Below are 14,075 nucleotides of genomic sequence, written 5' to 3' on the forward strand. Positions count from 1 at the left end.
GCCGGGGATAAACACGACTCTCGCAGCACTCGGCTCGCTCGGCTCCATGGGCGGCCTGTTCTCCACCACCGTCCTGTACTCGATAGGAAGTGGCGTCGCCGTCGGCGGCGGCCTCGCCCTTCTCCTCGTCGCCGTACGCGGACTGCCCGTCAAGCCCGACCACGAGAAGCAGAAGGCCGCCGAGCGGTGGGGCGAACTGATCCGCTTCGCCGGCCAGCGCGGCTCGCTCGCCGCGATCGTCGGCCTGGTCGTCCTCGTCCTCACCCGCTGGGCGGTCGCGGGCATCGCGGCCGGCGTCCTCGTCTTCTTCTGGGACCGCCTGTTCGGCGGCGCCGGCGAGGAGCGGGCCGCCATGCGGCGCGTGGAGGCCCTGGCCTCCTGGACCGAGTCGCTGCGCGACACCATCGCCGGCGCGGTGGGCCTGGAGCAGGCCATCCCGGCCTCCGCCCGCGCAGCCGCCCCGGTCCTGCGCCCCCACCTCGACGCCCTCGTCGACCGCCTGCGCGCCCGCACCCCGCTGCCGGAGGCGCTCCAGCACCTCGCCGACGAGATCGACGACGCCTCCGCCGACATCATCGTCGCGGCCCTGATCCTCAACGCCCGCCTGCGCGGACCCGGTCTGCGCCAGGTGCTGGGCGCCCTGGCGAAGTCGGCGCGCGAGGAAGTGGACATGCGCCAGCGGGTGATGGCGCAGCGCGCCTCGACCCGCCGGTCCGTGCAGATCGTCGTGGCGGTCTCGATCGCCTTCGTCCTCGGCCTGTCGATCTTCAACCGTGACTTCGTGGAGCCGTACGGCACCGCCGCCGGCCAGCTCGTCCTGGCCTGTGTCTGCGGCCTGTTCGCGCTCGGCTTCTGGTGGCTGCGCAAGCTGTCCACCATCGAGACGCCCGAACGCTTCCTGGTCCGCGACGAGGCAGCCGTCCAGTTCGTCCGTCCCAGGACGCCGTCGCAGCAGTCCCAGCAACAGCTGCCGCAGGAAGAGGGGGCACGCCGGTGAACCTCACGATGCCGCTCGTCGTCGGCGCCGTCATCGGCCTGGGCGTCTACGCCCTCGTCCGCGCCCTCATGCCCAGCAAGCGGAGCGCGATCTCGCAGGTCGCGCGGATCGACGCGATGCGGGCCCGCGGCTCGGCCTACGAGTCGGCCCGCACCGAGCGGGAGAAGGGGCGCTTCGGCGCGCTGCGGGCCGAAGTCGGCCTGCGCGTCTCCGAGTTCTACCTCCAGCAGGGCTGGGAGCAGCGCTCGCTGCGCGCGGACCTGGCGGTCCTGGACCGCAGCTGGGAGAAGTTCCTGGCGACGAAGGTGCTGCTGGGCGTGGCCGGCCTGTTCTTCGGCCCGTTCCTGTTCGCCATCGTCTACACGCTCGGTGTCGGCCGGAGCCCGATCATCCCGGTGTGGCTGGCGCTGCTCTTCGCGGTGATCTTCTTCTTCCTGCCCGACCTCGAGGTACGGCGGGACGCGGCCCAGAAGCGGCGCGACCTCAGGCGCGTGATCGGCGCGTACCTCGACCTGGTGTCGATGAGCCTGGCCGGCGGACGCGGTCTGCCCGAGGCCCTGATGGCGGCCGCCGAGATCTCCGACGGCTGGGCCAACCAGCGCATCCGCAACGCCCTGTCGGACGCCCGCATCACCGGCATCAGCCAGTGGCAGGCGCTCGGCCAGCTCGGCGAGGAGATCGGCGTCGAGGAACTCAAGGACCTCTCCGCCTCCCTGGCCCTGGTCGCTGACGACGGTGCGAAGGTGCGCGAGTCCCTCGCGTCCCGGGCCGAGACCATGCGGCACCGGGAGCTCGCGGAGATCGAGGGCAGCGCGGGTGAGAAGTCCCAGTCGATGCTCGTGGCGCAGCTGTTGCTGTGCGCCGGGTTCCTGGTGTTCCTGATCTTTCCGGCGGCGATGCGGGTGTTCCAGGTGCAGTGAGCCGTGCAGTGAGCCGACCTTCACAACTCCAGAACTTCCCGGAACCGATTTCGAAAGGACAAGACGTCATGAACGGACGCAACTTCCACACGGGCATCCCGGCCGTGGACTTCCTGGTCACCTTCCTCCAGGCCCGTACCGAGCGCGCCCGCTCCGGCGAGCTGGACCGCGGTGCCTCCGCGGTCGAGTGGGTCATCATCTCGGCGGTCGTCGTGGCGATCGTCGGTGTCGTGGCCGCCATCATCAACGCCGCGCTGAGCGAGGGCGCCAACAAGGTCGGCGACTGCATCAAGGGCGCGGACGCGGGCAAGACCTGCTGACCGTCGCAGGAACAGGCGCAGGGACAGTCACAGGACAGTCGTACGGACAACGGGGTTCACGGGGATGCCGGCAGACGTGAGCAGACGGATACGCCGCAGGGTGCGGGCCGCGCGGAGAGCGGCGGCCGCCCGCGGCGACTCCGGCATGACCGCGATCGAGTTCGTGCTGCTCACTCCCGTACTGTTCTTCATGATCTTCGCGACCGTGCAGTTCGCCCTGTACTTCTTCGCGGACCACGTCGCCCAGGCGGCGGCCCAGGCGGGAGCGCGCAAGGCGCGTGCCACGGCCGACGAACGGCCGGGCGCGTGGCGGGGCGAGGCCCAGGACGTGGTGGACAGCTACATCCGCCAGCTGGGCCCGCAACTGGTGCTGGCGCCGGACGTGAAGATGCTCCAGCCGGACCAGAACACGGTCGGTGTGGAGATCGCGGCCCGGGTGCCGACGGTGTTCCCGGGGCTGGACCTCACGGTGCACGCGCAGTCGGCCGGCCCGGTGGAACGGTTCGTACAGGAGGAGAACTGATGACTCCGTCTCCTCCGGCTCTTCGGAAGGACAGCGGTCGGGCCGACGACCGAGGCCTGTCCACGGTCGAGGTCGTGATCCTCGCGCCGGTGATGATCCTGTTCATCCTCGTCCTGGTCGCCTTCGGCCAGCTCGTCGACGGCCGCGGAGCGCTCGACGGAGCGGCTCGGGACGCGGCCCGCGCGGGCTCGATCCAGAAGGACCACGCCACCGCCATGGCCGAGGCCGAGAAGGCCGCCGAGGCGAACCTGGCCGACGTCTGCTCCGGCCCCGTGTCGGTCGTCCAGACGAGCCAGGGCTTCGAGCCCGACACGATCTTCACCGTCGAGGTGAGCTGCCAGGTGCGGGGCCTGGCCATGCTCGGCCTCGACGTCCCGACGACGCTGACGGCGAGCTTCAGCTCCCCGCTCGACCCGTTCCGGAGGTCGGCGTGAGACACCTCCCGCCCTACTGGCGGTCGTGGTGGGCGGACCGTCGCGCACACCTGGACGACCAGGGCTCCGGTGCCGGCGCGGTCATCATCTTCGCGCTGGTCTTCCTCTCCCTGTCCGCGTTCGTCATCGACGGCGGCCTGTCCATCTCCAAGCGGGAACGGGCGGCCGACATCGCGGAACAGGCGGCCCGTTTCGCCGCCCAGGACATCGACCGCGACGCCCTCTACGAGAACGAGGGCGGCCTCGCCCCGATCAACTTCGAGAACTGCAACGCCCGCGTGAAGGCCTTCGCCCGCGAGATGGACATGACGGGCGCGGACATCGCGGCGACCCACTGCGTGGCGGCGGACGCCCAGCAGGTCCAGGTCGAGGTGCAGCTCACCTACTCCCCGGTCTTCACGGGCATGTTCTACGGCGGCGACGTGGTCGTCCACGGACAGGCGGTGGCGGAGAACGAGGTCGGCTGATGCCCGCCGCCCCCGTCGCCCGTCCCTCTCGGCTCCGCTGAGCACGATTCCCCCACTGGAGGTACAACCCCATGCGCACACGCACGACCACGGCGGCCGCGACCGCCCTGACCGCGGCGGTGGCGCTGCTGCTGACGGGCTGTGGCGGCTCGGACTCGTCGGACCCGAAGGACTCGGACAAGATCGCGGGAGCGGAGTCGGGTTCGGGGTCTACGAAGCCGTCGGCGTCCGCCCCGAGTGACGACATCGAGCGGCCGGAGATCAAGCTGCCGTCCGACGTGAAGAACGTCTTCGAGGGCGGTACGACCGGGGATCCGGCGAAGGACGCCGTGCTGGCGGACAACGAGCGGATGATCAACTCGATCGACGAGGCCATCACCGTGGACGCCGACAAGCACCCGGCGCTGAAGTTCTACAGCAAGGACGACGCCCTGCTCGCTGCCGCTACGTACGTCAAGTCCTTCTACGACTCCGGAAAGACGTGGACCGGCGTCACGCGCTACTACGACCGCGAGGTCACTCTGGACGGCAAGACGTCCGCCACAGTGACGTACTGCGGCGACGAGACGAAGTCGTACAGCAAGGACCGCGAGAGCAAGCAGGTCAAGAGGGCGCCTGGTGACGCGGACGACTACGTCTCCTACACCGCGCGCATGGCGAAGAACGCCAAGGGCGTCTGGCAGGCCCTGAAGGTGACTTCCCAGCGAGGAGCGGAGCAGTGCCGGCCGTGACCTGCATGCGCAGGCGAGTGCAGATCGCCACCCTGCTCGCCCTGCCATTGGCCCTCGCGCCGACGATGGCGCAGGCCGGAAGCAAGACGGACGACGGAGCCAGCCTGGGCGACGCGCAGGGCGGCAGGAAGGGCCAGAACATCACCGTCCGGACCAAGGTGCGCACGACGGTCAACGGTGCCTCCAGCACTGCCAAGACCGGCTCCCTGTCCTCCACCAACAGCAACTGGACGCCCCCGGCCTGTTGGTACGAGCCGGCATTCTCGCCCAAGGAAATCGAGGCCACCGTCAAAGCGTGGCGGGACATGGACGGCATCGTGTTCCTCGACGGCATCGGGGACTTCATCGGTAAGGCGCTGGACCACCGGTACAAGGACGGGCACCCGTACAAGAACTACAACCTGGACAAGCAGGGCGAGGGCATGTTCTGGGCGGCCGCGGTGAACCCCAACCGCAAGGATGAGCCCGAAGCCATGTCCTGCGACAAGTCGCCCTTCTGGGTCGACGAGGGCGAGCCCCCCAACGAGCCCCTGGCCGTCTCCCCCCAGGTCCTCGCCGAATACGCCTACGACGAACTCCCCGTCCCCGACACCGAGATCGAGATGGCTCCGACGGGCAAGTCGACCGTCAACCTGCCCACCTGGATCTGGCTCGACAAGGCCAAGTTCAAGAAGCTCTCGGTGACGGCGAGCCTCCCCGGCACGGGCCTGTCCGCGACCACCACCGCCGAACCCGTCTCCCTGCACATCGAGCCGGGCACGGCCGACGCCCAGACGTACCCCGCCTCCGGGGAATGCGCGATCAACGAGGACGGCAGCATCGGCGCACCGTACGCGAAGGGCAAGGCCGACCAGACCCCGCCCTGCGGCGTCAGCTACCTGCGCTCGTCCGGCTCCGAGGGCCCCTACCCGCTGCGTGCCACGGTCACCTGGAAGATCAGCTGGACGAGCACGAACGGCGAGGGCGGCGACCTCCCCGACGGCACATTCGGTACCACCCAGGACGTGACGGTGCAGGAGATCCAGTCGGTGAACCGCTGATCCGGAACATTCCACGGATCTGCACACCGTTCATCGCGAGGTCGTGACAAACCAGGGCAGGAACTGAGCACCACTCACCTACCCCGCCGTGCATTGCACACCGGTACCGCGCAGTGGCGGAACATGTGAAGGCGACGGGCCTTTCGGTGACCGAATGGTCACAGACATGAATTCGGTCACCGAAATCCATCGCACCCCGATAACCACTGACTGGCCGACCCTTCCTCCGACGTGCTTTGATCGGTCCCGCTCGAGCACTTCGAATTATTGAAACGAAGGGAACCGCCTTCCATGGCCTTCACCCCGCAGATCCAGACCGCCCACATGTCCGACGCCGAGCTGGACACCATCGCCGGCGGCCAGGCGGGCGGCACCGCGGGTGCCGGCGCCGCAGCCGGTCTCTACGTCGAGACGTCGGCCGCCGGCGTCAACGCCGGTGTCGGCGGCGGCGTGGGCCTCGCCGCCTCGCCCCAGGGCATCGCGGCGGACCTGCACCTCAACACCGCGATCGCTTCCTGACCCAGGCGCGCGAAAGGCCCCGGATCTCCGGATCCGGGGCCTTTTCACGTCAGAGGCGCGGCCTTACTTACCACCGCCGCCACCGTTCCCCTTGCCACCCTTCCCGCCCCGCTTGTCCTCGGTCTTCATGGCATCGTTGACCTGCTTGGCAAGCTCGTCATCAAGCTTCTTGAACTCACGGACGACGGCATCGGACATACTCGCCAGCGCATCGAGCTGCTGCGTGATGTCCTCGCGCCCGTCTTCCCAGTTGGACTCGAAATCCCCGAGCGCGTCATTGACGCTGCCGTCGCCGATGTCGTCCTTGTAGGACTCGAAGAGCTTCTTGGTGTGATTCAGACGGGTCTTGATGGAACGAAGCCGGCGACCGTAGCCCTCCAGCTCGCTCAGCGGGAGTGCGAGGTCGCTCTTGCCGTTGCCCATGTGGCAGCCCCCAACGTCCAACGCCCTGATCTCATCTGAACCGTACCCCGAGCCGATCTTTCCGTCGAACGGTTGTGCCTTGTAAGTTCACGTGTGCATACGGTTGTTGACGTTGGTGTGCTCGTGACGGGGGTTGCGGTATGGCGGGGCACAGGCCTTCGGACTGGCATGTCCTGGACTTGGACAAGGATCCGACGCCTGGTGATCCGCAGCGGGTGCGCACGCTCGCGAAGCAGTTGCATGACTTCGCTGATGACGTCTCCGATGCGCTGCGTCTGGTCAAGGGCATGGCGGGGGAGGGCACGCTTCTTGAGTGGGCGGGCAAGTCGGCGGACGTCTTCAAGGAGGACTTCGCGGATGTCCCGAAGAACCTCAAAAAGCTGAAGAAGTCCTACGAGATGTGCGGGGACGCGCTGGCGGACTTCTGGCCGAAGCTGGAGCGCGCCCAGTCACTCGCCGACAAGGCTCTGGTCAAGGGCCGTGAGGCCCGGGACAACCTCTCCTCGGCCCAGTCCCGTCTCACCTCGGCCGACTCGTGGGTGACGCGGGCCGGCAAGGAGGCGGACAAGTACAAGGACGACCCGACCGGCAGGAAGTCCGACGCGGACAAGCCGGACGAGGCGAAGGTGCGTGCCGCGACGCGGGATGTGCAGCACGCCAAGTCGGCGCAGTCCAAGGCTCAGTCGGACGTGTCCGACGCGCAGGATGCTCTCGCGGCGGCGAAGAAGATGGCCGAGGACGCGCGCAAGATGCGCGAGGAGGCGGCCCGCGAGGCGAAGTCGAAGATCGACGAGGCCTCGGACGCGGGTATTCAGAACCGGTCGTGGTGGGAGGAGGTCGGCGACTGGTTCACGGACAACTGGGGCAGCATCGTCGCGGTCTGCAAAGTTGTGGTCGCGGTCGTCGGTATCGTCGCGATGATCATCGGTGGTCCGATCCTCGGCGCGATCGTGCTGATCGCCGCCGCGGTCGTCCTCGCCGACACGCTCTACAAATACTCCAAGGGGCAAGCGTCCCTATGGGACGTCGGGTTTGCCGCGCTGGACTGCATACCGGGCATGAAGGGCCTGACCACCATGGGCGGCCTCGCCAAGGGTGTGAAGGGTCTTGCCAAGGCCGGTCTCAAGGGCATGGCCAAAGGGCTCGGCAGTAACCTGCGCAAGAGCGCCCTGAGCATGCTGAAGCGCACGTGCAAGAGCGATCCGATCGACGTCGCCACCGGTGAGATGGTTATGTCCGAGGACGACGTCTTCCTGCCGGGCGTCCTCCCGTTGATTCTTCGGCGACACTACGTCACGGATCAGCGCGCCGGCCGCTGGTTCGGGCGTTCATGGACCTCGACGTTGGACCAGCGGTTGATTCTGGAGCAGTTCGGTGTCCGTCTGGTTACCGAGGACGGCATGGTCCTGGAATACCCCACCCCTGAGCGGGACTTGGCCGTCATGCCGGTCGAGGGGCCGCGCTGGGAGCTCTCCTGGGACGGTACGGCCGCCAGTCCGATGGTGGTCCATCAGCCGGAGATCGGCCAGGAACTCCACTTTGCCCAGGTCACCTCGGACCGGCCGGCCGAGCTGTCCCTCGTCGCCATGACAGACCGTCACGGAAACTCGATCGAAGTCTCCTACAGCGAGCAGGGCGTGCCCCGGGGTGTCTCGCACAGCGGTGGGTATCGCATCGACGTGTTGGTCGTGTCAGGCCGGATCAGCGAGTTCGCCCTGGCGAGTGCGCCTGGTGCTCCGACGCTGTGCCGATACGGGTACGACCGGAGGGGGCGTCTCACGCACGTCCATGACGCCTCCGGCCACGCGGAGAAACTCTTCTATGACGACGAGAACCGCATCAGCGGCTGGGAAGACCGCGTCGGGACGGTGTTCCGCTACACATACGACGCCCAAGGCCGCTGCTTGCGGACGACCGGCCCCGACGGCCTGCTCAGCAGCACATTCCAGTACGACGACGTGGCTGGACGGACCGTGTACACCGACTCGCTCGGGCACTCCACCACGTACGAACTGAACGATCACCTCCAAGTGGTCAGCGAGATCGACCCCTTGGGTGGAACGACTGTGCGTGAGTGGGACAGGTACGACCGGCTGCTGTCCGAGACCGACCCCCTGGGCCGCACCACCTGCTACACCTACGACGGACGGGGCGACCTCATCGAGGTACGCCTGCCCGACAACTCCACCGTGCGGGCCGAGTACAACGAGGAGCACCAGCCCGTCACCCTCGTCGAAGCCGACGGTGCGTGCTGGCAACGCAGCTATGACGAGCGTGGCCGCCTGTCACGGATGGTGAATCCGCTCGGAGCCACGACCCGCTACGCGTACGACGAGAGGGGCGCAAGGTCACTGATCACCGATCCTCTGGGCGCTTCGTATCGGATCGTCAACGACGAAGCGGGCCTACCCGAAACCGTCACCGATGCCCTCGGCCACACCACGCACTATGAACGCAACGCGCTCGGACAGGTGGTCCGCATCACCGACGCCGGCGGGGCGGTCACCTCGCTCGCGTGGACACCAGAGGGCAGACTGCTGGAACGACGGCTGGCAGATGGCTCGGCCGAGTTCTGGCATCACGATGCGGCAGGAAACCCGGTCTCCTTCACCAGCGCGGCAGGCGCCGTCACGCGCTACGAGCAGGGTCCCTTCGGACTTCCCGTCGCCCTGACGTGCCCGGATGGATCACGTATCGAGTATGCCTACGACACGGAGCTCCGGCTCACGGCTGTCACAAACGCCCTCGGCCTCAGTTGGCTGTACAGCTATGACGCGGCCGGCCGTCTGCTGTGCGAACGTGATTTCAGCGGCAGTGAGACAACGTACGGATACGACGCGGCAGGGCAACCCGTCGAGCGGATCAACGGAGCTGGGCAACGGCTCGTCTGCGCCTTCGACTCTCGCGGGAACCTCCTGAGCCAGGTGACGGACGACGGAGTGATCCACTATCGATACGATCGGGCCGGCCGCCTCATGGAGGCAGCAGGCCCGGACGCCGTCATCACCTACGAGCGGGACGGACTCGGCGCGGTTCTCCGGGAGACGTGCAACGGCCGGTCGCTGGAACTCGACTACGACATCATGGGGCGCCGGGTACGCCGCCGAACCCCCTCGGGGGCCGTGACCGCGTGGGAGTACGACGCGGGCCACCGGCTGACAGGGCTGCACACCCACGGCATCAGTGTTCAGCTTGCTTACGACTCCATGGGGCGCGAGACCGAACGTGTGCTGGGCGCGGGGGCCTTGCTCCGCCAGTCGTGGGACGCCGTCGGCCGGACCACCGGTCAGGTCCTGCACTCAGTCGGACGTACACCCGGCAGTGAAGGCCCGGGCGGCGAGGTCTGGCGGCGAACCTATGGCTACCGACCTGACAACTTCCTGACGGACAACGACGACAGCGTCCAGGGGCGTCACCGGTTCACCCTGGACGCCCATGGCAGGATTCTCACCGTGACCTCTCCGCGTAGGCAGGAGCACTACGCGTACGACGCCGCCGGTAACCTCGCCAACAGCCAAGGGGTCCCCGAGCAGGGAGGACGAGTCGGCGCGCCTTCCGTGGACCGGGACTACGAGGGACTGCTGTTGCGCCGCAGCGGGCGCACCCGTTACGCCTACGACGGCCAAGGTCGAGTCGTGTCCGTCACGCGGCGCCTGTTGTCGGGCGGGTCCCGGACGTGGCAGTACCGCTGGGATGCCTTCGACCGCCTGACCGATGTCGTCACTCCTGACGACCGTCGCTGGCACTACCTGTATGACCCGCATGGTCGCCGCATCGCCAAGCGGTTGTTGACGCAGGACGGCACGGTCATCGAGCAGACCGACTTCGCCTGGGAGGGAACCCGCCTCGCGGAAAGGATCCAGCCGCGGGGCGACGGCGCGGCGAAGGTGACCACATGGCACTGGCAGCCAGGCGAGCATCGCCCACTGGCGCAGACCGAGCGGGTGTTCGCGGCGTCCGACGGGATTGCGGAGGACCAGGAGGAGATCGACGCCAGGTTCTACGCCATCGTCACCGATCTGATCGGCACACCGACCGAACTCGTCGATGATGACGGAAGCATTCACTGGAGGCGCCAGACCTCCGTCTGGGGGGTGCCCTTCGACACCGTGGGGGAGGAACCAGCGTGCCCGCTGGGCTTTCCCGGCCAGTATCACGACCTCGAGTCCGGGCTGGATTACAACGTCCGGCGGTACTACGACGCGGAGAACGCCCGATACGTATCACCGGACCCACTCGGACTGAACGCGGCTCCCAACAACTATTCCTATGTCCCTAATCCGTTCACGTGGAGCGATCCCTTCGGCCTGGTCTGTACAGACCTCGGTGGCTGGTACGGGAGGCTTTCGCCCGCGCGTAAGGGCAATGAGATCAACCACATACCGGCCAAGGCGGCGTACGCTCACCTCAGCCTGACCGAGCATATGGGTCCTGCCATTCGCATGGAGCGGCGTGATCACCGCCTCGTCTCGAGTACGGACTCGCGTGGCTACTCGGCCACACCATGGCGAAACGCACAGCGCGATCTCGTCGACCAGGGAAAGTTCGACGAGGCCATGAAGATGGACATCGACGACATCCGAGCGCGATTCGGCACGAAGTACGACCAGCACATAGCCGATATGGTCGCCAGCTTGAAGGACAACGCCGGGCTGCAGAAAATGCTGTCCGATAACGGCTGGACGATCAATTACGACCTGCTGAAGTGAGGCAAAAATGGACATCATCCTGGACCCTCCGAACGGCGTTCCGCCGGTGACCATGGGGATGCCGTTCGAGGAGGCGGTGAAGGCTGCTGCTTCCTGGGGTGAAGTGCGTGTGATGGGGCCGTTCGACCACGATCCGACGGTGCAGATCCAGGCCATGGGGGACGACTTCGACATCATCGTCATCCTCAAGGACCAGAAAACGGTCAATGCCGTCGATGTCTCGGCTCCCGAGGAGGAAGACTCAGACCTGCGTGTCCTGTGGCGCGGATTCGATGTCTTCCGGACGCCTGCTCGCCAATTGCTCCAGGCGTTCTCCGAGGCGGGATACCGAATCGACGACTCCAACCCGGAGGAACCCGTCGTGCTCGACCTGACGATCGCCTTCAACCGCTGGACATCACAGGAGGTTCCCCTGGACCCCCAAGACGGGCTGCCTCTGTACTTCACGGCGGCGCTGGTCTCCAACGAGAACCCGTCCGTCTGACCGCCTGGGCCACTCGCTGTCGCGCTCCATGTGAAGTTCAACGCGGAGCGGGCAGGCCACCCGACAAGGACGACCTCAGGAGCAGCCGCCCCTGTCCCCACGCACATGCGCGGTCTGCCACACGTCTTGGGCGTTCTTGCGCAGCGACACCTGGTAGAAGACCTCAGGGTCCGTCCCCGCGGGATTTCCCACGACCTCGCCGGTCTCGCGATGCTTCGTGTACGCCTTGCTTTCGTCCGTGCAGTAGCTGAGCAACGCCGTCACCCCGTTGTCGCCGACCGCGACTTCGGGACCGAAGACGGGCAGCTTGCCGATGACGTTGACGTTCTTGTCCGTGTAGGACCTGATCCACTGCGTGCTCTGCCCGCGGGCCGCTTCGGTTTCGTAGAAGGTCACCGCTTCACTGTCGGGATCGTTCGCGATGATCGCCGCGTACCCCGCCCGGAGATCCTCCCTGCCGTCATGGAGCACGGCCTGCTCGACGGGGTCGCTGCTCTGCCAGTCCTCGAAAGTCAGCTGAAAGCTGCTGGGGAGGGTGATCTTCGGGCGTACGTGCTCGGGTGACGCCTGTGCGGGTGCGGAGGTGGAAGGGCTGCTCGGCTCAGGAGTTGCCCTCACCTTCTTGCTCGACGGTTGTCCGTCGACCCCGCCACAACCTGTGAGCAGGAGAGTCGCTGCTGAGGTCAGGGCGGCGGCCGTAGTGGTCAAGCGGTAGCGGGGCACGGGGGTCTCGTTCTTCCGGTTGTGCGGTGCGGGCGTCGCGTCAGCGGTTGATCGACTGGATCTCCTGGACGTTCATGTCCTGGGTGGTCTCGAAGGTGCCGTCGGGGAGGTCGCCGCCGGTGCCGTCGGAGCCTTCCCAGGTGATCTGCCAGGTGACGCTGGCGGAGAGCTGGTACGGGGTGCCGTTCGTGGCGCGGAGGTAGCGGATGCCGCAGGGCGGGGTCTTTTCGGCGTTGCCCTTGGTGTACGGGGTGCCGATCGAACCGTCGTCGTTGATCTCGCAGTCGCCGGAGGCGGGGAAGACCTCGGCGTCCTTGGTGCCGGGCTCCAGATGGAGGGCGATCGGCTTCGCTGTCGTCTCGGCCCACAGGCCCGTTCCGGGTAGCTCCGCGCGGACCTTGCCCTCCTTGAAGGTGCCCTTGTCCAGCCAGACCCAGGTCGGCAGATTCACCGTCGACCTGGCCGCCGGCTTCAGCTCCACCTCTGTCTCGGGGACCTTGACCTTGTCGTAGGCGTAGTCGGCGAGGGTTTCCGGCGTGGGGGCGTTGGGGTCGTCGGGGATCTCTCCGGCGTCCTGCCAGAACATCAGCCGACTGCACAGTGAGGTGTCGTCGAGGGCGTTGAAGTCCGGAGCGACCCCGCGCCAGAAGTAGCCGTCCTTGCCGAGGTTGTAGTTCTTGTAGCCCTTCACGGTGGACGGTTTGGTGAAGATGGTGTTCGCGTCTTTCCCGTCCCTGAAGTGGTCGGTCCAGAGCTTCGATCCGTACCAGCCGTCGCGCAGGCCTGCGTCGCCGTTTCCGTCGTTCTCCGCGAAGTTCTTGAGCTGCTCAGGTGTGAAGACCGGCTCGTACCAGCACGGCGGCGGCTTCCAGGTCACGTCCGTTGGCGCGACAGTGCCCTGCTTTCCGCCGGTGGGGCCGCTCACTTGGGTGACCTTGATCCGGGACTGCGAGGCGGAAGCGGAGATCTCGTTGGCCTTGGCTCCGCCGCCGTAGCTGCCTTCGCCGCCGAGGGCGATGGCAGGCACGGGCGCGAGGAGGGCGACGGTGAGCGAGATGACCGTGAGGGGCCGGGAGGCGTGTGAGTACCTCATTGTGCGCAGCCACCCCTCTCCGAATGGGCGGACACCGCCTGCCACACACCCTGGGCGTTCTTGCCCATGGAAATCACGTAGAAGACCTCGGGGTCCGTGCCCGCCGGGTTTCCTTTGACCTCGCCCGTCTTGCGGTTCTTCGTCGAGGCTTTGCTCTCATCGGTGCAGTAGGAGAGGGACGCCGCTGCCTTGTCCTTGGCGAGGGTGACCTTGGGGTCGAACACTGGCAGCTTGCCGATGACGGTGAGGTTCTTGTCCGTGTAGGTCCTGATCCACAGCTGGCTCTGCAGGAAGCCGGCCTTCGTGTCGTAGAAGGCGCGGTCCTTGCTGTCGGGGTCATTCTCGATGATCGCCTCGTACCCCGCCCGGAGTTGTTCCTTGCCGTCGTTGAGTACGGCCTGCTCGACGGGGTCGCTGCTCGTCCAGTTCTCGAAGGTCAGCTGGAAGCTGCTGGGAAGCTTGATCACCGGGCGCTTGACCTCGGGCGCCGCAGCCGACGTCGAAGCGGGGGTCGAGGGGCTGCTCGACCCGCTGTCCGCCCCCTTGATGTCGTCCGATGGCGAATCGCCACCACCACACGCGGACAGAAGCAGCGCCGCTGTCGCGGTCAGCGTGGCGGCGGTGGTGGTCAGAGCGCGGCGTGCCACGGTTCGTCTCCCCCGGTGTTCGGCGTATGCGACTGTTCGGCGTAT

Annotated in this window: 15 protein-coding genes; 11 read left to right on the forward strand and 4 right to left on the reverse strand. The window is 67.1% G+C overall.

From position 1 onward, the window contains the following. Positions 1–46: 46 nt before the first annotated feature. The 9 genes from PV963_RS26850 to PV963_RS26890 all read left to right on the forward strand — a co-directional run bounded on the left by PV963_RS26850 (position 47) and on the right by PV963_RS26890 (position 5,951). Complete coding sequence (locus PV963_RS26850; protein WP_274818284.1) at positions 47–997, forward strand: type II secretion system F family protein; 951 nt, start codon at positions 47–49, stop codon at positions 995–997. Continuing rightward, positions 994–1,917 carry a type II secretion system F family protein gene (locus PV963_RS26855; protein WP_274818285.1) on the forward strand — a complete coding sequence of 308 codons (924 nt, stop codon included), beginning with the start codon at positions 994–996 and terminating at the stop codon, positions 1,915–1,917. Before PV963_RS26850 ends, PV963_RS26855 begins: the two co-directional genes overlap by 4 nt. Before the next feature lie 68 nt (positions 1,918–1,985). After that, positions 1,986–2,237, forward strand: coding sequence for a hypothetical protein (locus PV963_RS26860; RefSeq protein WP_010041603.1), 252 nt, complete (start codon positions 1,986–1,988; stop codon positions 2,235–2,237). 64 nt (positions 2,238–2,301) lie between these two features. After that, positions 2,302–2,760, forward strand: coding sequence for a TadE family protein (locus PV963_RS26865; RefSeq protein WP_274818286.1), 459 nt, complete (start codon positions 2,302–2,304; stop codon positions 2,758–2,760). Then, complete coding sequence (locus PV963_RS26870) at positions 2,760–3,194, forward strand: TadE/TadG family type IV pilus assembly protein (RefSeq protein WP_274818287.1); 435 nt, start codon at positions 2,760–2,762, stop codon at positions 3,192–3,194. Before PV963_RS26865 ends, PV963_RS26870 begins: the two co-directional genes overlap by 1 nt. Beyond that, the gene (locus PV963_RS26875; RefSeq protein WP_274818288.1) at positions 3,191–3,661 is read left to right on the forward strand and encodes a pilus assembly protein TadG-related protein; all 471 of its coding nucleotides are present in this window, start codon (positions 3,191–3,193) and stop codon (positions 3,659–3,661) included. The genes PV963_RS26870 and PV963_RS26875 overlap by 4 nt, the downstream gene beginning before the upstream one ends. Positions 3,662–3,732: 71 nt before the next feature. Continuing rightward, positions 3,733–4,392 carry a hypothetical protein gene (locus tag PV963_RS26880; RefSeq protein ID WP_274818289.1) on the forward strand — a complete coding sequence of 220 codons (660 nt, stop codon included), beginning with the start codon at positions 3,733–3,735 and terminating at the stop codon, positions 4,390–4,392. A 5-nt stretch (positions 4,393–4,397) separates the two neighbouring features. Next, positions 4,398–5,432 carry a hypothetical protein gene (locus PV963_RS26885; RefSeq protein ID WP_274818290.1) on the forward strand — a complete coding sequence of 345 codons (1,035 nt, stop codon included), beginning with the start codon at positions 4,398–4,400 and terminating at the stop codon, positions 5,430–5,432. A gap of 291 nt (positions 5,433–5,723) precedes the next feature. Further along, the gene (locus PV963_RS26890; protein WP_274818291.1) at positions 5,724–5,951 is read left to right on the forward strand and encodes a hypothetical protein; all 228 of its coding nucleotides are present in this window, start codon (positions 5,724–5,726) and stop codon (positions 5,949–5,951) included. A gap of 63 nt (positions 5,952–6,014) precedes the next feature. On the opposite strand, the gene PV963_RS26895 is transcribed toward PV963_RS26890, so the two are convergent. Next, positions 6,015–6,374 (reverse strand): hypothetical protein, encoded by a 360-nt coding sequence (locus PV963_RS26895; RefSeq protein ID WP_274818292.1) that lies wholly within the window; start codon positions 6,372–6,374, stop codon positions 6,015–6,017. 179 nt (positions 6,375–6,553) lie between these two features. On the opposite strand from PV963_RS26895, the gene PV963_RS26900 reads away from it, so the two are divergent. Continuing rightward, positions 6,554–11,083, forward strand: a complete 4,530-nt coding sequence (locus PV963_RS26900; RefSeq protein ID WP_274818293.1) for a DUF6531 domain-containing protein — start codon at positions 6,554–6,556, stop codon at positions 11,081–11,083. Positions 11,084–11,090: 7 nt separating this feature from the next. After that, on the forward strand, positions 11,091–11,567 hold the full coding sequence (locus PV963_RS26905; RefSeq protein ID WP_274818294.1) for a hypothetical protein: 477 nt from the start codon (positions 11,091–11,093) through the stop codon (positions 11,565–11,567). A 75-nt stretch (positions 11,568–11,642) separates the two neighbouring features. Here the strand turns inward: PV963_RS26905 and PV963_RS26910 are convergent, their stop codons facing one another. From PV963_RS26910 to PV963_RS26920, 3 genes are all read right to left on the reverse strand, one after another. Next, positions 11,643–12,185, reverse strand: a complete 543-nt coding sequence (locus PV963_RS26910; RefSeq protein ID WP_274818295.1) for a hypothetical protein — start codon at positions 12,183–12,185, stop codon at positions 11,643–11,645. Between the two features lie 145 nt (positions 12,186–12,330). Further along, positions 12,331–13,383, reverse strand: a complete 1,053-nt coding sequence (locus PV963_RS26915; RefSeq protein ID WP_274818296.1) for a hypothetical protein — start codon at positions 13,381–13,383, stop codon at positions 12,331–12,333. Further along, positions 13,380–14,030, reverse strand: a complete 651-nt coding sequence (locus PV963_RS26920) for a hypothetical protein (RefSeq protein WP_274818297.1) — start codon at positions 14,028–14,030, stop codon at positions 13,380–13,382. Before PV963_RS26920 ends, PV963_RS26915 begins: the two co-directional genes overlap by 4 nt. Between the last annotated feature and the right edge of the window lie 45 nt (positions 14,031–14,075).

Source organism: Streptomyces coeruleorubidus, assembly GCF_028885415.1.
GTDB lineage: Bacteria > Actinomycetota > Actinomycetes > Streptomycetales > Streptomycetaceae > Streptomyces > Streptomyces coeruleorubidus_A.